Origin of the sequence: Mammaliicoccus sp. G-M28 (genome assembly GCF_022386595.1) — a bacterium.
GTDB classification, from domain to species: domain Bacteria; phylum Bacillota; class Bacilli; order Staphylococcales; family Staphylococcaceae; genus Mammaliicoccus; species Mammaliicoccus fleurettii.
Genome location: NZ_JAJNIF010000010.1, coordinates 19038 through 39718 on the forward strand (window position 1 = coordinate 19038; position 20681 = coordinate 39718).

At 32.2% G+C, this 20681-nt stretch carries 19 protein-coding genes; 12 read left to right on the top strand and 7 right to left on the bottom strand.

All coding sequences use genetic code 11. From position 1 onward, the window contains the following. Window positions 1-79: 79 nt before the first annotated feature. The gene (locus LQ609_RS09345) at window positions 80-1129 is read left to right on the top strand and encodes an ABC transporter permease (protein ID WP_239734641.1); all 1050 of its coding nucleotides are present in this window, start codon (window positions 80-82) and stop codon (window positions 1127-1129) included. Window positions 1130-1141: 12 nt separating this feature from the next. Further along, window positions 1142-1804, top strand: a complete 663-nt coding sequence (locus tag LQ609_RS09350) for an ABC transporter ATP-binding protein (RefSeq protein ID WP_078358426.1) — start codon at window positions 1142-1144, stop codon at window positions 1802-1804. A gap of 68 nt (window positions 1805-1872) precedes the next feature. Here the strand turns inward: LQ609_RS09350 and LQ609_RS09355 are convergent, their stop codons facing one another. Then, window positions 1873-2814 carry a nucleoside hydrolase gene (locus LQ609_RS09355; protein WP_078358427.1) on the bottom strand — a complete coding sequence of 314 codons (942 nt, stop codon included), beginning with the start codon at window positions 2812-2814 and terminating at the stop codon, window positions 1873-1875. Between the two features lie 180 nt (window positions 2815-2994). Between LQ609_RS09355 and adcA the strand changes: the two genes are divergently transcribed. Continuing rightward, window positions 2995-4536, top strand: a complete 1542-nt coding sequence (gene adcA, locus LQ609_RS09360) for a zinc ABC transporter substrate-binding lipoprotein AdcA (RefSeq protein ID WP_239734642.1) — start codon at window positions 2995-2997, stop codon at window positions 4534-4536. A 120-nt stretch (window positions 4537-4656) separates the two neighbouring features. Here the strand turns inward: adcA and LQ609_RS09365 are convergent, their stop codons facing one another. Continuing rightward, window positions 4657-5586, bottom strand: a complete 930-nt coding sequence (locus LQ609_RS09365) for an ABC transporter substrate-binding protein (protein WP_239734643.1) — start codon at window positions 5584-5586, stop codon at window positions 4657-4659. A gap of 154 nt (window positions 5587-5740) precedes the next feature. On the opposite strand from LQ609_RS09365, the gene LQ609_RS09370 reads away from it, so the two are divergent. The 7 genes from LQ609_RS09370 to celB all read left to right on the top strand — a co-directional run bounded on the left by LQ609_RS09370 (window position 5741) and on the right by celB (window position 13090). Then, complete coding sequence (locus tag LQ609_RS09370; protein WP_078358430.1) at window positions 5741-6655, top strand: DUF7916 family protein; 915 nt, start codon at window positions 5741-5743, stop codon at window positions 6653-6655. 410 nt (window positions 6656-7065) lie between these two features. Further along, the gene (locus LQ609_RS09375) at window positions 7066-8496 is read left to right on the top strand and encodes a 6-phospho-beta-glucosidase (protein WP_239734644.1); all 1431 of its coding nucleotides are present in this window, start codon (window positions 7066-7068) and stop codon (window positions 8494-8496) included. Between the two features lie 18 nt (window positions 8497-8514). Further along, a complete protein-coding gene (locus LQ609_RS09380; protein ID WP_115337762.1) occupies window positions 8515-8841 on the top strand; it encodes a PTS cellobiose transporter subunit IIB in 327 nt (108 codons plus the stop codon). Between the two features lie 27 nt (window positions 8842-8868). Further along, entirely contained in the window at window positions 8869-10857 is a 1989-nt protein-coding gene (locus LQ609_RS09385; RefSeq protein WP_239734645.1) for a BglG family transcription antiterminator, read from the top strand. Between the two features lie 13 nt (window positions 10858-10870). Next, window positions 10871-11194 (top strand): PTS cellobiose transporter subunit IIA, encoded by a 324-nt coding sequence (locus tag LQ609_RS09390; protein WP_115337761.1) that lies wholly within the window; start codon window positions 10871-10873, stop codon window positions 11192-11194. Between the two features lie 14 nt (window positions 11195-11208). Further along, complete coding sequence (locus tag LQ609_RS09395) at window positions 11209-11712, top strand: hypothetical protein (RefSeq protein ID WP_078358435.1); 504 nt, start codon at window positions 11209-11211, stop codon at window positions 11710-11712. A gap of 22 nt (window positions 11713-11734) precedes the next feature. Continuing rightward, window positions 11735-13090 carry a PTS cellobiose transporter subunit IIC gene (gene celB, locus LQ609_RS09400; protein ID WP_239734646.1) on the top strand — a complete coding sequence of 452 codons (1356 nt, stop codon included), beginning with the start codon at window positions 11735-11737 and terminating at the stop codon, window positions 13088-13090. A 167-nt stretch (window positions 13091-13257) separates the two neighbouring features. Here the strand turns inward: celB and phnE (LQ609_RS09405) are convergent, their stop codons facing one another. From phnE (LQ609_RS09405) to LQ609_RS09420, 4 genes are all read right to left on the bottom strand, one after another. Next, window positions 13258-14067, bottom strand: coding sequence for a phosphonate ABC transporter, permease protein PhnE (phnE, locus tag LQ609_RS09405; protein WP_078357255.1), 810 nt, complete (start codon window positions 14065-14067; stop codon window positions 13258-13260). After that, window positions 14064-14855: a phosphonate ABC transporter, permease protein PhnE gene (gene phnE / locus LQ609_RS09410; RefSeq protein WP_239734647.1), complete on the bottom strand. Its 792-nt coding sequence runs from the start codon at window positions 14853-14855 to the stop codon at window positions 14064-14066. The genes phnE (LQ609_RS09405) and phnE (LQ609_RS09410) overlap by 4 nt, the downstream gene beginning before the upstream one ends. Further along, on the bottom strand, window positions 14856-15629 hold the full coding sequence (gene phnC, locus LQ609_RS09415; RefSeq protein WP_239734648.1) for a phosphonate ABC transporter ATP-binding protein: 774 nt from the start codon (window positions 15627-15629) through the stop codon (window positions 14856-14858). Window positions 15630-15713: 84 nt separating this feature from the next. Then, window positions 15714-16670 (bottom strand): phosphate/phosphite/phosphonate ABC transporter substrate-binding protein, encoded by a 957-nt coding sequence (locus LQ609_RS09420; protein ID WP_107510148.1) that lies wholly within the window; start codon window positions 16668-16670, stop codon window positions 15714-15716. 221 nt (window positions 16671-16891) lie between these two features. On the opposite strand from LQ609_RS09420, the gene LQ609_RS09425 reads away from it, so the two are divergent. Next, the gene (locus LQ609_RS09425; protein WP_239734649.1) at window positions 16892-18424 is read left to right on the top strand and encodes a DNA-binding protein; all 1533 of its coding nucleotides are present in this window, start codon (window positions 16892-16894) and stop codon (window positions 18422-18424) included. Window positions 18425-18548: 124 nt separating this feature from the next. Here LQ609_RS09425 and LQ609_RS09430 read toward each other — a convergent pair whose 3' ends face one another. Next, on the bottom strand, window positions 18549-20087 hold the full coding sequence (locus tag LQ609_RS09430; protein WP_239734650.1) for a bifunctional metallophosphatase/5'-nucleotidase: 1539 nt from the start codon (window positions 20085-20087) through the stop codon (window positions 18549-18551). 205 nt (window positions 20088-20292) lie between these two features. On the opposite strand from LQ609_RS09430, the gene LQ609_RS09435 reads away from it, so the two are divergent. Then, window positions 20293-20673: an RrF2 family transcriptional regulator gene (locus LQ609_RS09435; RefSeq protein WP_078357261.1), complete on the top strand. Its 381-nt coding sequence runs from the start codon at window positions 20293-20295 to the stop codon at window positions 20671-20673. Window positions 20674-20681: the final 8 nt, after the last annotated feature.

Here is a 20681-nt window from a genome sequence, read left to right on the forward strand (position 1 = left end):
TTTATTTATTTTTTTTATAGTGCTATAATTAGCAAGACTAAAATCAGTTGATTATTGTCTTATAGAAAGGAATGGATATATGTTCTTAGCTTGGAATGAAATGAGAAGAAATAAGATAAAGTTCGGGCTTATTATTGGCGTCCTGATTATGATTAGCTACTTGCTGTTCTTATTATCAGGGCTGGCAAATGGCTTGATGAATATGAATAGGGAAGCGATTGATATTTGGAAGGCAGATGCAATTGTCTTAAATAAAGATGCCAATCAAACGGTTGCGCAATCTTCTGTTAATACTGACGATATCAATGGAAAATTCGATAAAAGTGAAGGTTTAAAACAAACAGCTGCTATTGCAACTGATGGGAAATTAAAAGAAAATGCTACTGTATTTGGAATTGATGCGAAAGGTTTCCTTATGCCTAAGCTAGAAGATGGAAAACTTTTCAAGAAAAATAATGAAGTAGTAGCAGATCATACTTTGAAGACAAAAGGTTTCAAAATAGGAGATGAATTATCACTTTCGAATAGTGATGAGAAATTAAAAATAGTAGGATTCTCAGAAAGTTCTAAATTTAATGCATCACCTGTATTGTTTACGAATGATGAAACAATTAGCAAATTAAATCCCATGTTTAAAGGGGATAAAATCAATGCACTTGTAGTTAAAGATAAAAATTGGAAAGATGCGCAATTAAATAAAGATTTAGAAGTGATTGAAATAGAAGATTTTGTTACTAAATTACCTGGTTATCAAGCTCAGAATTTAACGTTAACATTTATGATTGTCTTTCTATTTGCTATATCCGCAATGGTTATAGGTATTTTCTTGTACATAATTACATTACAAAAGAGAAACTTATTTGGCGTATTAAAAGCACAAGGATTAACGAATGGCTTCTTAGCAAAATCGGTTATGAGTCAAACAATTATTATTGCTTTAATAGGTACATTGATAGGCTTTGGCTTAACAGTTTTAACGGGTGCCTTTTTACCTGAAGCAGTGCCGATTAAATTTGATTATTTAACGATGTCTATATACGGAATTGTATTAATATTAGTAGCAATTTTAGGAAGTTTATTCTCGGTATTAAGTATTAGAAAAGTAGAACCACTGAAGGTAATAGGTTAGGAGGAGCTTGTCATGTTAACATTTGAAAATGTAAGTAAATCATTTAAAGACGGTAATAGAACAATTGAAGCTGTAAAAGCGACAAATTTTAATTTAGAAAAAGGCGAGCTCGTAGCTATTATTGGGCCATCAGGTTCTGGAAAGAGTACACTTTTAACGATGGCTGGCGCATTACAATTACCATCAGAAGGCATGATATCGTTAAATGGACAAGAAATTAATCAATTTAATGAAAAACAACTTTCTAAACTGAGATTAAAAGAAATCGGTTTTATATTACAAACTAGCAATTTAATCCCTTTTCTAACTGTACAACAACAATTTGAGTTACTTAAAAAAGTAAAAAAAGATGTGATGAATAAAGAAGAGCATTCAAGGCTATTAAAACAACTTGGACTAGATAACATATTAACGCAATTACCAAATGAAATATCAGGTGGACAAAAACAAAGAGTAGCCATTGCAAAAGCGTTATATACCAATCCTTCAATTATACTCGCAGACGAACCAACAGCTTCATTAGATACGGAAAATGCAATAGAAGTAATGGAAATATTAAAAAAAGAAACTAAAGAACTTAATAAATTATGTATTATTGTGACACATGATCAAAGATTAACAACATATTGTGATAAAGTCTTTAAAATGGTCGATGGAGAATTAAAAGAACAATAATAAAAGCAGTAGAAGAATGTTGGACAAGTTTGTTGTCTTTGCATCTTCTACTGCTTTTAATTTTATGATTATTGATAGCTTCGTAATGCTTGTTCCATAATGTCCCATGCTAAATCAACATCTACTTCTGTAGCGAATTTTGCATTAGGTTCTTTTTGATACGTATTATTCAAATCGACTGACATTGTTCCATATGTTAACGCACTATCTGTTTCGATTTGGATATATGTGTTTTGTAATGTAAATATTTCTGGATTTAATAAATATAATATTGTACAAGCGTCATGAATAGGACCGCCATCCATATCGAATTGTTCTTTATACGTTGATTTGAAGAATTTCAATAATTCCACGACAAAATCTGATACTTTATTATCTATTTTGTTAAAGCGATTGATTACAGCATCGTCTGCTAATAACTGGTGCGTTACATCTAAACCAAAGACTACAACTGGAATGCCACTTTTAAATACTTTTTTAGCGGATTCTGCATCTACCCAAATATTAAATTCTGCAGTTGGTGTCCAATTTCCGAATGTACCACCACCCATAATAACAATTTCTTGTATATTGTCTGCTATTTTAGGTTCTTGAATCAGTGCCATTGCAATATTTGTTAGTGGACCTGTTGCTACTAAAGTAATAGGTTCATTACTTTGCAATACTTGATCAATTATAACGTTTACGCCATGCTCGTTTGTTTCTTTTAAATTTGGCACTTTTGGTAATTGAGGACCATCTAAACCACTTTCTCCATGAATACTTTCTGCAAATGCTGCTTCCTTGATTAAAGGTCTATCAGCTCCTGTTGAAACAGGTATATCTCCTCGATTCATAATATCTAACACATTTAATGCATTTCTTGTATTTTTATCAACTGATTGATTTCCTGCAACAGTTGTAACAGCTAATATATCTAATGAGCTTGACTTGGCACCAGCTATTATTAATGCAATCGCATCGTCGTGACCTGGATCACAATCCATGATGATTTTTCTATTTTGTACCATTCAACCACGTCCTTTTTTAATAATTTCATCTTATTCATTATACTAAAGCGGTTTCATGTTAACAAAATAAACGCGTTATAGAATAATGTAGGCTAATTAAAAATAAGTCTTGTCTTTTAATAAATTAGAGTATATAATTTTAAATCGTAACAGTTACTATTTATAAAAGGAGTGTACAAGATGAAAAAATGGACAGGAATACTATCAATTGTCTTTGTTCTTACAATGGTGTTGGCCGCGTGTAGCCAAACTGGCAACAAAGATAATGATTCAGATAAATTAAAGGTTAAAACGACAGTTTACCCACTAAAATCTTTCATAGAACAGATTGGTGGCAAACACGTAGAAGTTGAATCAATTTATCCAGCAGGTACAGATTTACATAGTTATGAACCAACTCAAAAAGATATTTTAAATGCGAGTAAAGCGGATTTATTTGTATATACTGGTGACGATTTAGATGCTGTAGCTAAGAAAATAGCATCAACTATTAAAAAAGATGATAAAAAACTATCTCTTCAAAATAGTATCGATCAATCAGCATTATTAACTGATCAACATGAACACGGTGATGAAAAAGAACACGACCATGATCACGAACATGAAGGGCATCATCACGGTGGATATGACCCACACGTTTGGTTAGACCCTAAACTTAACCAAGAAATGATTAAAGGTATTAAAGATGAATTAGTTAAAAAAGACCCTGATAATAAAAAATATTATGAGAAAAACTTTAAGAAATTAAATAAAGATTTAACTGATATTGATAAAGAAATGAAAGATATTACGAAAGGTCACCAAGGTCATACAGTATTTATTTCACATGAGTCTATTGGATATTTAGCGAATCGTTATGGATTTGTTCAAAAAGGTGTCCAAAGTATGAATGCAGAAGATCCTTCTCAAAAAGAATTAACTAAAATCGTAAAAGAAATTAAAGATACAGATGCAAAATATATTCTTTATGAAAACAATATTTCATCTAAAATAACTGACACGATTAGAAAAGAAACAGATGCTAAGCCACTTTCATTTAGCAATATGGAATCATTAACGAAAGAACAATTAAATGAAAAAGATCTTTCTTATCAGAAACTGATGAAAGAAAATATTAAAAGCATCGAAAAATCATTAAACGATAAAATTAAAACTAACGATGATAAAAAAGATTCAGCACATGATAAAGCAAGTGAACAAGGTTATTTTAAAGACAAGCAAGTTAAAGACCGTAAACTTTCAGATTATGAAGGAGACTGGCAATCCGTTTATCCATATTTAAAAGACGGCACACTTGATGAAGTATTTGAACATAAAGCTGAAGATGGTGACATGTCAGCAAAAGAATTTAAAGAATATTACGATAAAGGTTATAAAACAGATATAGAAAACATAAAAATAGCAGACAACAAGATCAGTTTCACTAAAAATGGCCATACAACAACTGGAGAATACGAATATGATGGACATGACATTCTAAAGTATGAAAAAGGTAATAGAGGCGTGAGATATAGCTTTAAATTAAAAGGCGAATCAAGCGAGGATTTACCAAAATATGTACAATTTAGCGATCATAACATTTATCCTAAAAAAGCAGTTCATTTCCATATATTTGCAGGCGATGACAAAGATAAAGTACTTAAAGAGCTAGACAACTGGCCGACATATTACCCTTCAAAACTTTCTAAGGATGAAGTAAAAGAAGAAATGTTGGCACATTAAATAAAGAAGAACCTAGACATTAATTTGTCTCAGGTTCTTTTTTAGCATTTATTTCATTTTTTATAATTGATATATTTTCAGCATTTATTTCATTTTTTATAATTGATATATTTTCAGCATTTATTTCATTTTTTTTAATTGTTTCAATATTACTTCTCTTTGTTTTTCAAGAGAAATTGGATCATTATATTGAGTTTGTTGTAAGTCTAATTTTATGACATGATTATTCTTGACTGCATCAAGGTTTTTCCAGTTAGTTGTTTGAGTAAATTGTGGAGTTTCACCCATTGTTGCTAGGATAATGTAATCGCCTGTATAATCAGAAAGTACTTCTTCAGATAATGTTGTCATATAAGCATTTTTAGTTTCTTTTTCTAATTTTTTAGGTTGAGTCATACCATAACCACCGTAAACAATTTCTGTTCCGCGTCCATAGTTTTTACCGAAAGCTGTAAGACCTTTTGGCGTTGATTGAAGGACTGTAATTGTTTTTTCGTCTACTTTATAGCCTAATGTTTTTTTATCTTCTTCTAGTTTATTTTCCCATTCTTTAATCCATTTTTTCGCTTTATCTTGTTCATTCACAATTTCTCCAAGCTCTTTAGTAGCAGATTTGTAATCTGATTTCATTGCGTCCATCTGTTCAGTTGGCGCAATTTTTTTTAATTTATTGATGTTTTTATCTTCTTTAGTTGTGATGATCAAATCTGGCTTTGTTTTAGCAACATCTTCTACATTATTTTGGCCTAACATTTTAGCCCCTTTAGTCGCTTCAGCTAAAGTTTGATTTTGTTTAACAAAATCAATAACTCCTACTGGTTTATGACCAAACTCAACTAAAGCACCGATGTAGGTAGGGTGTAATACAACGATTCTTTTTGGATTTTTAGGTATATTAATTTTTTCACCATCATCTTGTTTAAATACTTTTGTTTTTGATGATGAATCTGATTTTGTTTCTGCTTCTGGCGATTTTTCTTTAGTATCTATACTGTTACAAGCAGCCAAGAATAATAATAAACATAAACAAAATGTTATCAATCTTTTCATAATATAAACCTCCTATTTAATTGATAATGATAATTAATATCAATTAAATTATATCAAGCAATCTTCAAAATTCAATACCTTATTTATATATATTTGACTTTGATTCGATATATCTATATCTTTACCTTGTATATAAATAAAAGGGGTGAAGAATTTGGTTAAACGATTAATTAGTGCAAATGCTTCAGATATTTCGGGATTTTCTACAGAAGAATTAAAACAAAGTATTAAAGCGAGTGAAGGTAGAACAGTATTGAGTGAAAATGTTGTTGTACATATGCCAGCTTTAGTACAAGATATAACAAATGCAGAAATGGCATCTGCTTTCGGAGCAGATATGATACTGTTGAATGCTTTAGATGTTATAGAACCAGATATACAAGGGTTATATAATGAAGAATATAAAGGGACTGGAAATGCTGTTCAAGATTTGAAACATCTTGTAGGTAGACCAATCGGGGTTAACTTGGAACCAGTTGACGATAAAGCAAAAATGGCCGAAGTGAAACTAGATATATCTTCTGGTAGAAAAGCGACAAAAGAAACTTTTGAACAAGCTAAAAAATTAGGCTTTGATTTTGTATGTTTAACTGGTAATCCAGCAACTGGTGTAACAAACGAACATATTTTAGAAGCGGTTAAAATTGGGAAAACACATTTTGATGGATTAATTATTGCAGGAAAAATGCATGGTTCAGGTGTAGATGAGCCAGTTGTTAATTTAGAGGCAATTAAACAATTTGTGGAAGCTGGTGCAGACATTATATTAGTACCTGCTGTAGGAACTGTCTGGGGTGTAAGTGAAGACGAAGTGCGTGAGGCAGTTCAAGTAGCACATCGTAGTGGAGCCCTCGTAATGAGCGCAATCGGAACATCACAAGAAGGATCAGATGAAGCTACAATAAGAGAAATCGCAATTAAAAATAAAACACTCGGTGTGGATATACAACATATCGGTGATGCCGGTTATGGCGGCTTAGCACCAGTAGAAAATATATATGCAATGAGTAAAGCCATAAGAGGTCAGCGACATACAGTATCTAGAATATCAAGATCTATAAATAGATAATATGAAAAATCCAACTGCAGAGGCAGTTGGATTTTTTTCATTTATTGAAAGATATGTATTTTCTGGACCGATAAAAAAAATTACCGGTCCAGAAACGAGAAATGCGGACCGATAAAAATAATTAGCGGTCCAGAAACGAGAAATACGGACCGATAAAAAAATTTAGCGACCCGAAAACGCAAAATACAGGCCGATAAAAAGAATTAGCGACCCGAAAACACGAAATACAGGCCGATAAATAAAATTAGCGACCCGAAAACCCCATAAACCAATATCCAAATTCAAAACAGTTCTACTTAAATATCATGCATTTCCGTAATACTACGGAACTTTTCAAGATGCTACTCTATAATGGAAGCGTTTACAATAAAAGTGTATTAAGAAAAGTTTGGTTAAAGGAGGAATATTGAATGTCAAAACTACCGAATGATTTTCTATGGGGAGGCGCTGTTGCAGCACACCAACTTGAAGGGGCATGGCAAGAAGATGGTAAAGGTATAAGTGTTGCTGATGTAATGACAGCAGCATCTCATGGGAAACATAGAGAAATAACGGATGGGGTTATAGAAGGTAAAAATTATCCGAACCATGAAGCGATTGATTTTTATCATCGATACAATGAAGATATTAAGCTTTTTCATGAGATGGGCTTTAAATGTTTCCGAACTTCAATTGCTTGGTCAAGAATATTTCCAAATGGAGATGATCAAGAACCAAATGAAAAAGGGCTGAAATTCTATGATGACTTATTTGATGAATGTCTTAAATATGGAATTGAACCAGTCGTAACATTGTCACACTTTGAATTACCATATCACTTAGTAACTGAATATGGAGGATTTCGTAATAGAAAGGTCGTTGATTTCTTTGTTCGATTTGCGACTGTCTGTTTTGAAAGATATCAAGACAAAGTAAAGTATTGGATGACTTTTAACGAAATTAACAATCAAGCAAATTATGATGAAGATTTCGCACCATTTACAAATTCAGGTGTGAAATACGAAGCCGGTGAAAATAGAGAACAAATTATGTATCAAGCTGCACACTATGAACTTGTAGCAAGTGCTCAAGCTACTAAAATTGGTCATCAAATTAATTCAAACTTTGAAATTGGTTGCATGATTGCGATGTGTCCAATTTATCCTGCAACTTGTAATCCTAAAGATGTGCTCATGGCTCAAAAAGCGATGCAAAAAAGATATTATTTCACAGATGTTCATGTTCACGGTGAATATCCTGGATATATGAAAAAATACTTTAAGTCTAAAAGTTTTGATTTAGATATTACGGATCAAGATGTAGAAGATTTAAAAAATGGCACAGTTGATTATATAGGATTTAGTTATTATATGTCATTTGCTATTTCACATGATAAATCCAATGAACAATATGATTATGTTGAGACACGTGATTTAGTAAAAAATGATTTTGTAAAAGCTTCTGATTGGGGATGGCAAATCGACCCTGAAGGCTTACGATATGCAATGAATTGGTTTACAGATATGTATCATCTGCCTTTGTTTATTGTTGAAAATGGATTTGGTGCAATTGATGAATTAGGAAAAGATGGTATTGTTCACGATGATTATAGAATCGAATATTTAAAAACACATATCGAACAATTTATAAAAGCAGTTGATGAAGATGGCGTTCAATTAATGGGTTATACACCTTGGGGATGCATTGATTTAGTATCTGCTGGTACAGGTGAAATGAAGAAAAGATACGGATTTATATATGTGGATAAAGATAATGAAGGCAATGGAACGCTTGATCGATCTAAAAAAGATTCATTCCATTGGTATAAAAATGTCATTGCTACTAATGGCGAAAAATTATAAAACACGGAGGTTTTTATTATGAAAAAAGCTTTAATTATATGTGCAGCAGGGATGTCATCATCTTTAATGGCTAAAAAAACAACAAATTATTTAAAAGAACAAGGACATGATATTGAAGTAGATGCAATTTCAGCAAATGAAGGTGCAAGAATGATTGAAAAACAATCTTTCGATTTATATTTAGTTAGTCCACAAACAAAAATGTATTTCAAAAAATTAAAAGAAGCTGGTGATAAAGTGAATAAACCAGTCGTTAATATACCACCACAAGCTTATGTTCCGATTCCAATGGGCATTGAAAAATTGGCGAGTGTAATTTTGCAAGGGATGGAAGAAACGGTATAATACTCTCTATGAAATGAGGGGAAGCTTATGCTAAGTCAAAGAGAAATAGAGATACTCAGTTATTTATCACAACGACGCAACGAATTTGTTAAAAGTTCAGAAATTGCGACTATGCTACAACTCTCAGATAGAACGATTAGAAAATATGTCAAAACATTAAAGCCTGAAGTAGAAAAAAATGGTGCAACGCTCATTGCTAAGCAAGGGTATGGATACCAACTCAAAATAGACTTAATGATAGAATTTGAAAATTTTTTAAAACGTTATTTATCTAAAAATGGTCCAGAGCAAGAAAATATCAATGATTCTAAAGATAGACAGTATTACATTTTAAACTTGTTACTTTTTAATAAGGTAAGTATTACGATTGAGCAACTAAGTGAGCAATTATATATTTCAAGGTCTACAGTTTCTCAAGATATTGCATCTATTAAAAATATTATTGCTCAGTATAATCTAGGGATTGTGAGCAAGCAACAGCATGGTATAGCGATTGAAGGGGATGAAAGAGATAAACGTCATTTTATAATGGATTATTTCTTAGGAAATCATTTCTTTCATTCTATTAATAAATATTTTCAAGAAACACCACTTTTACTACAAATCAATATGGAAGAATTGGTGATCATTGTAGTTGATGAGACGAGAGAATCTAAAGTATACCTTTCAGATTATATACTTCAAAATCTAGTGTTACATCTTGGGCTCATGATTAGACGATTATTAGATGGTTATAGTTTGAAGACAATCACTTCAAATGAAGAAGTGCTAACTGAAAATGAATTATCAGTTGCAAGAAAAATTCTAAATCGTGTTGAACGAATTTATAAAATATCATTTCCAGAAGAAGAAGCTAAATACATCAGCTTGCACATTATGACTAAGGGTTCTCAACTTCAAAATCAAGATGCTCAGAGTGACTTATCACAGAGAGTGTCAAAAATATTAAATAAAATAGAAAAAGATTTAGGGTTTCCGATGTCGTCTGATAGTCAACTTTTATATGGTTTAGTTACACATTTAGAACCATTAATAAAGCGCATTCAGAATAAATTTCATTTAGAAAATCCAATATTACATGATATTAAAGCGCAAAATGAATCATCACTTACTATGACTAAGACATATTTTGGAGAGTTAGAAGAACTGAAAAATCAAGAAGTGAGCGATGGAGAATGGGCATACTTAACTTTACATTTACTAGCAGCAATTGAAAAATATTACCAGCGTGAAAAGTTAAATGTGCTAGTGATTTGTGCGACAGGCTATGGAAGTGCTCAAATGCTCAAAGTCAGAGCTGAAAGAGAATTTAGTTTACAAATGAATATAGTCGATGTAATTAGCTACTATGAAATAACCGATGAAAAATTAGAACATATTGATTTAATTATTTCATCTATTGATCTATCTACAATTGTGTTTAAAGTACCAGTTATTCAAGTGAATGTGTTACTTAACGAACAAGATATTAAAAAAATAAATACATTTATTCATCATCATGATAATAAATTTTCATATAATGATGCATTAGAAGAAAATGTTGCAACAGAACAATATAGCTTGTTCTTTAACCAATATTGTAATGAAAGTTCATTTAATTATATTGAAGAGGCGATAACGAAAGAGGCGCTTTTTGACCTTTTAATTAAACAATTGAGTTTAAAAGAAGAGCAAGATTTTGAAGATAAATTGCGAAGGCAACTCAATTTTAGAGAAGAATTGAGTACGGTTGTATTTAGTGATGATGTAGCTGTTCCTCATACTGCACAACCAGTAGGCGATTATTCAAGCATAGCTGTAGCGCTCGTACCTAATGGTGTGTATTGGGACGAACAACATCAACAAATCAAACTTGTCATTATGTTATCCCCTTCAAAATATAATGACAATGAGCTCAAAACGATTATTGATATTATCGTTAATTTAATTGATTCTGATGAAAAAATAGCAGAAATCATGAATTGCAAAGATTATAACAGCTTTAAAAATTATATGGTCGGTCAATATCATAAATAAAGGGGTTTAGCTTATGGAACAAGAAGAAATTCAAGTTGTTGCGTTTGAAATTATTTTACATAGTGGTACTGCGCGTACAAATATACATGATGCTTTTAAAAATATGCGCGAGGATAACTATGAGCTAGCTGAGCAAATATTAGATGAAGCAAATCAAGAAATAACTTTAGCGCATCAATCTCAAACTGATTTATTACAAAAATATGCATCAGGTGAATCCATTAATATGGAAATTATTATGGTTCATGCTCAGGATCATCTTATGACTACAATGACTTTAAGAGAGGTAGCTATCGAGATGCTTCACTTATATAAAAAAGTAAATGATGCACTTTAAAAGAGGGATAAAAAATGGATAAAAAAACAAAAGTGGAATTTGAAAAAAATAGAAAAGAAACAAGTCTTAAAGCAATGTACTTTAATCGATTTTTATTAATCAGATATATGTCAGCTTTGTTCTTTTTCTCAAATCTATATTGGTTTTTTACACTTGTGATGAGTCGCTCATTAACTTTGGTCATACCACTTGTACTAATGATCATCATTTTAATAAGTGTTGCAGAGCAAGTGCGAATGTATGGTAATCATTCGAACAATGTTAAATATACACAGTCTTGCTTTTTAAGTTTATTCGCGGTCAATGTAGCATTAATACCAATAATATTATTAACACCTTTATTTCAATATTTATATCCATTTATAGTCGACCAAACGAGTTCAAGGTTAATTGTAGCTGGTGTACTTGTCGGAGGATTAGCCGTTAGTGGTTTCATTTTGTTTAGATTATATAATATTCGACATAACAAAGATTGGCATTATAAACGATTACAAAGGTTTGAAAATGCAATGAACTAAACAAAGAAAAGGGGTCTAGGTTATGGAATCAGAAAATAAAGTTTTTGCTTTTTTAGAGAAGTATTTAATGGGTCCAATGGGGAAAATAGCTTCATTTAGAATTGTAAGAGCAATCATGGCTGCTGGTATGGCTTGTATACCATTTACAATTGTTGGTTCGATGTTTTTAGTATTAAATGTTATACCGCAAACCTTTACGTTTTTAGAAGGATTTTGGAATAGTACCTTTTTAAAAATTGGTGACTTATACATGTTAGCCAATAAGGCAACAATGGGCATATTAGCATTGTATTTCTGTTTAGTTATCGGTTATGAATACACAAAAATTTATGCTGATGAAGAAGATTTAGAAGTTAATCCGCTTAACGGTGCATTATTATCTATGTTTGCATTTTTCATGGCAATACCACAATTAATAATGGAAGACGGTAAGATGGTTCTTGTGAACATCATGAAAAAAGATGTCAACATATTTAATGGCTGGGAGATGTCAGGGGATGGTGTAAGTAGGCTTGGCACGACTGGGATATTTACAGCTATTATAATGTCCATCATCGCTGTAAAATTATATAGATTATGTGTGAAACGCCAATGGATTATTAAGATGCCAGAAGCAGTTCCTGAAGGTGTTTCCAGATCCTTCACAGCTTTAATACCAGCATTCTTAGTTGCTTTTGTCATACTAACTTTCACAGGTATTTTAGTAGCATTTAATACGGATATCTTTAAAATAATTGCAGTACCATTTGGATTTGTAGTGTACTTGACGAGTAGTTGGTTAGGAATTTTAGTTATATACTTCTTAATACATGCACTTTGGATAGTAGGTATTCACGGCGCAAATATCATCAGTGCATTTATTACACCAATCGTACTTACAAATATGCAGCTAAATATAGAAGGCGCAAACATCCCATTTGCAGGAGAATTCCAAAATTCATTCGTTGTAATGGGAGGTTCAGGTGCAACATTAGGGTTATGTATCTTTATAGCTTTCTTAGCTAAATCAGAACAATTAAAAGTATTAGGTAAAGCTTCATTAGTACCAGGTTTATTCAATATCAATGAACCACTCGTATTCGGTTTGCCAATCGTTTATAATCCATTCTTAGCAATACCATTCTTCTTAGCACCAATGGTATCAGCTTCAATAGGTTACTGGACAATCAAATTAGAACTTGTACAACCAATCATCGCACAAGTACCATGGCCATCACCTATAGGATTTGGCGCATTTATTGGTACAGCAGGTAGTCTAATGGCCGTATTAGTATCACTTATTTGTGGATTTGTAGCATTCTTAATATGGTTCCCATTCATTAAAATATATGATAAAAAACTAGTAGAACAAGAAAAAGGTAATGACGCTTTAATATAAGGGGAAATAAATGGCTGAGACAAATTTGTCTCAGCCATTTTGTATTTGATGTGGTATTTCGGGTTTCTGGACCGATAAAATAAATTAGCGGTCCAGAAATGAGAAATACAGGCCGATAAAAATAAATATCGACCCGAAAACCAAGAATTTTCGGGTCGCTTCCACTGTTAAACTAATTTTTTTCTAATTTTACCTGAGATGATGTCTATCACAGCTACCATAATGATTAATCCAATAAGTATGATACCAACACGATCCCATGTTCTTGTTTGTAGTGCAAATATTAATGGTGTTCCGATTCCGCCTGCACCTATTAATCCTAAAATTGATGCTGATCGTAAATTGAGTTCAAATCTATATAATACTAATGAGATGTACGATGGTAATATTTGTGGTACTACTGCAAACATTAAAGTCTTAATGGAGTTTGCACCACTTGCTACTAATGATTCTGTTGGACTTAAATCTAAATTTTCTAGATCTTCAGCAAACAGCTTACCCATCATGCCTATTGAATGGATACCTAAGGCTAGTACACCTGAAAATGATCCTGGTCCGACTGCTTTTATAAATATAATGGCCATAACGATCTCTGGAAATACACGTATAACACTTAAAATAAACTTACTGACACTTGATACGGGTTTGAATTTAACCATATTTTTTGCTGCTATAAAAGCGAATGGTATACAGAATATAGCGGATAAAAATGTACTAATTACAGCGATTGCAAATGTTTCTAAAAGTCCGCGTAATAAATCTTCTCCTTCAGGTATGTATACGTAAGACCAATCTGGATGGATTAATCCGTCTAAAATTGAACGCATAATTGTTCCTGATTGTTCTTTTATTTCAAATGCTGGGACACCTACGAATGCCCAAATTAATAAAATCACAACGACGATAGTTGAAATCCATCGATATAATAAATTTTTCTGTTGAGTAGGGGAATGAAGTTGCTCTGTTTTGTTTGTCATACGAGTTTCTCCCTCACTTTCGTGCTAATGAAATCTATAATCACAACGATAACAAGTGTCACGAGAATGATTGTTAATGTCTTTGGATATTGGAATAAGCCTAATGTTTGATCGTAATACAATCCGATACCACCTGCACCGACTAATCCAAGAACGGCAGCTGCACGAATATTGATTTCAAATGCGTATAATACATAAGACATATAAGGTGCAGTGGCTTGTGGAATAACAGCATATGTAATCCATTTTAATTTGTTAGCACCAACGGCTGTCATTGCTTCTAAAGGTCCATCATCAATACTTTCTAACGATTCATACATTAGTTTAGAAATGATGCTGATTGATAAAATAATAATGGCTAAAATACCTGGAATTTGTCCTATTCCAAAAATAGCTACAAACACCGCTGCAAGTAATAAATCAGGTATTGTTCTAACAATGTTTAAAAGAAATCTACACGGAATAGAAATCCAATTTGATTTGATAACATTGCTCGCACATAACATTGAAATAGGTATGGATAATATTGCACCAATGAAAGTACCTACAACTGCCATACGAATTGTATCTAACATGGGCTTGGTAATATTTGATAAATAATTTAAATCTGGTGGAAACATGCTTTTAAACAGTTCCATCATTTGAGGAATACCATACATTAAATCGCCTAAACTAAATTTCGTATACAAAAAACTCCAAATAACTAGGGCAGCTACTACTAATATTGAAAATATTTGTTTTAATGATGATTTTCGCTCTAGATAAGGTGCTAAATGATCATTGTCCATTTATTTCACTCCTAACTTTTCATCACTTTTAATATGACGTCCGTATATTTCTGCAAATGTATCATCATCTGCTTCTGAAGTAGGACCATCAAATACTAATTCTCCGGCACGTAAGCCAATAATGCGTGAGCCATATTCTCTAGCTAAATCTACAAAATGCAAATTGATAATAATTGTAATTCCGAGCTCTTCATTAATGCGTTTTAAATCATCCATGACTTGTTTAGTAGTGAGGGGATCTAAAGAAGCTACTGGTTCATCTGCAAGTATGATTGATGGTTCTTGGCAAAGGGCACGTGCTATAGAGATTCTTTGTTGCTGACCTCCAGATAATTCATCTGAACGGCTATATGCTTTTTCTAAAATATTAACTCTATCTAATGCTTCTAATGCTTTAAGTTTATCTTCTTTAGGAAACATGCCGAGTACCATTTTCCATGTAGGGTGATAGCCTACGCGTCCACTTAGGACATTTCTAATAACTGAAGAACGTTTTACTAAATTAAAATGCTGAAAAATCATACCAATATTACGTCTCATTGCTAATAAATTTTTACCAGAAGCTTTAGATATAGATTTTCCTTCAATAACGATTTCTCCTTCACTGATATCGTGAAGACGATTGATTGAACGGAGTAGTGTGGATTTACCAGCACCAGACAAACCAACGATGACAGCAAAATCACCTTTTTCTATATTTAAATTGATATTATCGAGACCTTTATGTCCATTTTTATATACTTTAGTGACATTGTTGAATTCTATTTGACTCATATGGAATCACCTTTCGTGTAAATAAAGAGCCCAGCTCGCTAAATAGGAGCTGAGCCTTTATATTAGAATATTTATGCTTAAATCTTATTTTTCGTTTTCGTTAACTTTTTTACCGTATTCACGTACAACATCAAACTTAGAGTCTTTACTGTCTACATAACCTTCATGGCTATAAACTTCACTTACAATATCATGACCTTTTTTAGTTTTAGCGATATCTTTAAACGCTTTTTTCAATTTATCGCGCCATTTATTATCCATATCACTACGAACTGAAATTGTGTCATTTGGAATAGGTTCTGTTAATTTTACAATTTCAGTATCTTTGAATACGTTAGGTTGGTCTTTTTTGACAATGTTACGAGCATCTTGGAACGTAACTGCAACGTCAACATCTCCATTTAATAAAGCGATAATTGCTTGGTCGTGACCTTTCACATTCGTAATATCCATATCGTTCATTGGATCGATTCCTGCATCTAATAGTTCTGCTACAGGATATGTGTAACCAGCAGTTGATGAAACATCTTGTAGTGCGATTTTCTTACCTTTCATATCTTTTAAAGATTTAATATCTGAACCTTTTTTAACAATAAATTGTGATTTATATTCATCGACTAATTCATCACTATTTGAACCGTCCTCTTTAACACCGTAACGTTGTGCTTGTAATAGAACATCAGCTGCTTTTTGATCATGTGCTAATGTGTATGCTGTAGGAGGTAAGAAACCAACATCAACTTTTTTTGATTTCATTGCTTCTACAATAGTATTGTAATTTGTTGACACTGATACTTTGACTGGAATATCTAATTCATCTGATAGTAGCTTTTCTAAAGGTTTTGCTTTTGCTTCCAATGTGTCTGCATTTTGAGAAGGAACGAATTGAATCGTTAACTCTTCAGGTTTATAATCTCCACTTTTTTTATTATCCGACTCTTTCGATTGGATACTAGATTCCCCGTTGCCACATGCTGCTAATACTAAAATTGCGCCTAATAAAAAGATGAATAGACGACTAAAATATTTCTTTTCCCTCATAATTTTACGCCTCCGAATATGTATTCTAATGCCCTACATATGAAATCCTATCACACTGAAAATACATATTTTGTTTGAAATTGGTAAACTATGTAAAAGTTTCATTATGTGTGTTAAGTACAATAGAGTTATGTATATTTTTATATAATATATGGTTAATATTCATTTATTTAAATTTTTATAAACTAAAATGAATACATAAAAGATAAAGGAGTGTCACAATGTCTTATTTTAAAAAGTTAGTATTAACAGGTATGGTATCAATTTCAACATTATCAACTGGAGCGGTATATGCAGATGAAGCACCAGTTATAGGTAGCGATAGTGGTAAAGGACAAGTACTAGTAGATAATACGCATGGACAAACAGCTGGTGCTGCTGATTGGGTGATAGATGGCGCATTCTCAGATTATGCAAATTCAATCGCTGAACAAGGTTACCAAGTTAAAGAATTACGAGATAAGACGGGCATTACGACTGAGCGTTTAAATGGTGTTTCGATACTTGTAATACCTGAAGCAAACATTCCATTTAAATCAACTGAACAACAAGCCATTTTAAATTATGTTAAAAATGGTGGCAGTGTCATATTTGTTTCTGATCATTATAATGCTGACCGAAACTATAATAGAATTGATTCTTCAGAAGTGATGAATGGATATCGAAGAGGCGCATATGATGATATGACTAAAAATATGACTGAAGCTGAAAAGAATTCTGAAGCTATGCAAGGTGTTACAAGTTCTGACTGGTTATCAGAGAATTTTGGCGTAAGATTTAGATATAATGCATTAAACAACCTCAATGCAACTGATGTTGTTCAAGGTGAGGAAGGACTTGGTCTTGGAAATGGCATACAGTCTGTATCCATGCATGCAGGTTCAACAATTGCAGTGACAAATCCTAAAATTGCAAAAGGTATAGTATACGTTCCCGATAAATTGAGCGAAGCGGATAAATGGGGTCATGCTGTAGATCAAGGTGTCTACAATGGCGGAGGTAGAGAAGAAGGTGCATACATAGCCGTATCTAAAGTAGGTAAAGGTAAAGCTGCATTTATAGGAGATTCTTCCATGGTTGAAGATATTACACCTAAATACAAAAGAGAAGATGATGGAAATACAAAGAAAACATATGATGGATTTAAAGAAGAAGATAACGGCAAGATGCTGAATAATTTAACAACATGGTTAGGTGAAAAAGAAGACTATACAACATTTGAAGAATTAGGAATTAAATTAGATCAAACAACGCAACTACTAGATTCAGAAAATCCAGAGAACAGTAAAGAAACACAAGCAGAACCTTGGTCACAACCAAAAGCAGGTTACGAATGGTTTAATAGTGAAACATTTGCACCAGGAAGTTATGGCGGTTCAGAAGGTTCTGGTGGGAATGATAACCCAGGAAATACTCAAGGAACAGCTACATTAGAATTTCCTGATTCAGTAACAAACGGTGAAACTTTTACAGTAACAACATCATTAAGTGGATATGCTGCAAATAGTACAATTAAAGATTTGAAGTTAGGTATGTATACTGAAGGTGGTAATCAAATAGGCAAAATAAGCAAAGAAGGCGAGCAAGCTAGTGACTTTGGTTATAGTAAGCCTATTACCGTAAATACAGATAGTAAAGGAAATGCTAAAGTATCATATACAGTCGAAGTGAAATCTGGTGTATCTGGAACAGCTAACTTAAGATTGAAACAAGGTAGTAAAAATATAATTACAAAGCCTGTAAATATTCAATAGAAACGATAGGGTAGAAATAAGAAAGGCTGGGACAAATTAATTTGTCCCAGCCTTTTATTGTTTGGTGTTGAAGTCCGACTCTTAGATTAACTCCAGACTTAATCTACAAGTCATCATTAAATCATCAATAAACTACTTCAAAGTCCATAATGGATGGTAATGTTTCAATCGAATGGTTTTGTAAATATTGAATGATAAGCTCTGCACCTTCTAATTGTATTTCTTTTACTATTTGATTGGCATTAAACATATGGTAGCCACCTCCGCCAACTGATCTATAATTGTTAACGACTATTTTGTACGTTGTGTCTAAGTTCAATGGTTCGTCTTTAATATAAATATCTTGAGCGCGTTCTCCTATAGGGTGTCTTATGTTTAATTTATATGATAATCCACCAAACATATCATAGTTGAAGTGTTGTGGCTTTGGTTCTAAAAATTCAGGATTAATGGTTAATTCGTTATCAATAATTGCAAAGTATGAAGCGGATCGTTCTAATGCTAACTTTAAGGTAGAGCCAGTTACTTCTAATACATTAAAAGTATTTGGAAAGGGATAATTATTAATAACATCTCTCATTGTGACATCTGTTCCAAATCCAGTAGCAGAATCAAATAATGCTGTTGCTGAAATATCTGCACCGCTAGCTTCCATCTGAGCATAATTTAATAAATTAATTAAGGGATGTGGCTTTATTCTTGCGGTAAAAGCATCTTCAATGTACATTGGTTCTGATAAATGCGTTATTTTTTGGTCTAACCATTGATTAACTTCTTCGTTTATTTTTCTCTTAGTACCTTCATCATTAATAGTTGGATTGGCGTCTTTTACATATAAAATTTCACTCTGAGATGAAATGATTTGTTGGGATGTTTCGTCAATATTTAAAGTGATTTTCCCTAAGCAATCTCCCTTTGAACCAGCTTGAATTACTTGAGTATTATTGATCTTTTCAGCAATTTCTCGATGCTGGTGACCAGTAATTAAAACGTCAATTCCATCTACTTCATTGAGTAAATCATAGCCTTCATTCTCTCCAGTTATTAATTCTGTTGGTTCACCAGTTTGAAGGTCTTTCTCAAATCCGCCGTGGTAACATACGACGACAATATCTGATTGCTCACGAACATCTTCAATTAACTTAGCAGCAGTTTCTTTAGCAGAGTAAAAAGACAAATCTTTGATTGTTTCTGGCTGCTCCCAATTAGGTATGTATTGAGTTGTTAATCCAATGATGCCTATTTTTGTATCGTTTTTATCAATATAAATGACGTCGTGACCTGTAAAAGGCTTGTTATGTTTAAAAATATTTGCTGATAGTACAGGGAAATTAAAAGATTTAAGCGTTTCATACAAATAAGGCAAGCCGTAATTAAATTCATGATTACCAATTACTGCAAAATCGAAACCAATTTCATTATATATATCACTTAAATATTTACTAGAATGTAATTGTGAATGTAAATATGAACAAAAAGGCGATCCTTGTAAAAAGTCTCCATTGTCCATCAAAATGACATGTTCATGTTGCGATTTTATATCTGATATCATGGATTTTATTTTTAATAGTCCTTTAGGTAAATCTTGATGACTTGTTTGATAATCAGTCGGGAAAATATAACCATGAATATCACTGACAGTTAATATAACGATTTCATTCATATTTTAAAGCCTCCAATTTTGGATATTACATCAATTATATCGATTAAATGTCATAGCATTGTGAAAATAATAATAAGAAAACGTAAAATACTGGCTGAAAAAATAATCAGTACTACCAAATATCAAATCATAAAAACAAAAGAATAGACAAATTTTAAATAAGTGCTATTATAGAGTTGTAATATCTATGATTAAGAGGTGTGTTATGAAAATTTCAAAAGGAACAGATTATGGTTTGCATGCATTAGCATATTTAATTGCTAAAAAAGAGCAACAACCTATTAATGTTAAACGTTTATCTGAAGTATTAAATATATCTATAACATATTTATCTAAAATTTTAACTCAATTAGTAAAAGCGGGTGTTATTAAATCAGCTTCTGGTGCTAAAGGTGGTTATTATTTAGTGAATAATTGGGAACAAATTTCTGTATATGACATTATAACAGCGATTGATGGACATCAAAGTACATTAGAAGATAGCTTTAATCATGGACCAGAATGTAAAATTCAAGCAATTTTATTATCTGCAGAAGATGAAATGACTAAAGCTTTAAAAAATAAAACTTTAAAAGATTTAATGTGAGTTAAATC

Coding starts and splice junctions, on each gene's coding strand:
- LQ609_RS09345 (WP_239734641.1), top strand. CDS start 80: ATGTTCTTAGCTTGGAATGAAATGAGAAGAAATAAGATAAAGTTCGGG.
- LQ609_RS09350 (WP_078358426.1), top strand. CDS start 1,142: ATGTTAACATTTGAAAATGTAAGTAAATCATTTAAAGACGGTAATAGA.
- LQ609_RS09355 (WP_078358427.1), bottom strand. CDS start 2,814: ATGGTACAAAATAGAAAAATCATCATGGATTGTGATCCAGGTCACGAC.
- adcA (WP_239734642.1), top strand. CDS start 2,995: ATGAAAAAATGGACAGGAATACTATCAATTGTCTTTGTTCTTACAATG.
- LQ609_RS09365 (WP_239734643.1), bottom strand. CDS start 5,586: ATGAAAAGATTGATAACATTTTGTTTATGTTTATTATTATTCTTGGCT.
- LQ609_RS09375 (WP_239734644.1), top strand. CDS start 7,066: ATGTCAAAACTACCGAATGATTTTCTATGGGGAGGCGCTGTTGCAGCA.
- LQ609_RS09380 (WP_115337762.1), top strand. CDS start 8,515: ATGAAAAAAGCTTTAATTATATGTGCAGCAGGGATGTCATCATCTTTA.
- LQ609_RS09385 (WP_239734645.1), top strand. CDS start 8,869: ATGCTAAGTCAAAGAGAAATAGAGATACTCAGTTATTTATCACAACGA.
- LQ609_RS09390 (WP_115337761.1), top strand. CDS start 10,871: ATGGAACAAGAAGAAATTCAAGTTGTTGCGTTTGAAATTATTTTACAT.
- LQ609_RS09395 (WP_078358435.1), top strand. CDS start 11,209: ATGGATAAAAAAACAAAAGTGGAATTTGAAAAAAATAGAAAAGAAACA.
- celB (WP_239734646.1), top strand. CDS start 11,735: ATGGAATCAGAAAATAAAGTTTTTGCTTTTTTAGAGAAGTATTTAATG.
- phnE (WP_078357255.1), bottom strand. CDS start 14,067: ATGACAAACAAAACAGAGCAACTTCATTCCCCTACTCAACAGAAAAAT.
- phnE (WP_239734647.1), bottom strand. CDS start 14,855: ATGGACAATGATCATTTAGCACCTTATCTAGAGCGAAAATCATCATTA.
- phnC (WP_239734648.1), bottom strand. CDS start 15,629: ATGAGTCAAATAGAATTCAACAATGTCACTAAAGTATATAAAAATGGA.
- LQ609_RS09420 (WP_107510148.1), bottom strand. CDS start 16,670: ATGAGGGAAAAGAAATATTTTAGTCGTCTATTCATCTTTTTATTAGGC.
- LQ609_RS09425 (WP_239734649.1), top strand. CDS start 16,892: ATGTCTTATTTTAAAAAGTTAGTATTAACAGGTATGGTATCAATTTCA.
- LQ609_RS09430 (WP_239734650.1), bottom strand. CDS start 20,087: ATGAATGAAATCGTTATATTAACTGTCAGTGATATTCATGGTTATATT.
- LQ609_RS09435 (WP_078357261.1), top strand. CDS start 20,293: ATGAAAATTTCAAAAGGAACAGATTATGGTTTGCATGCATTAGCATAT.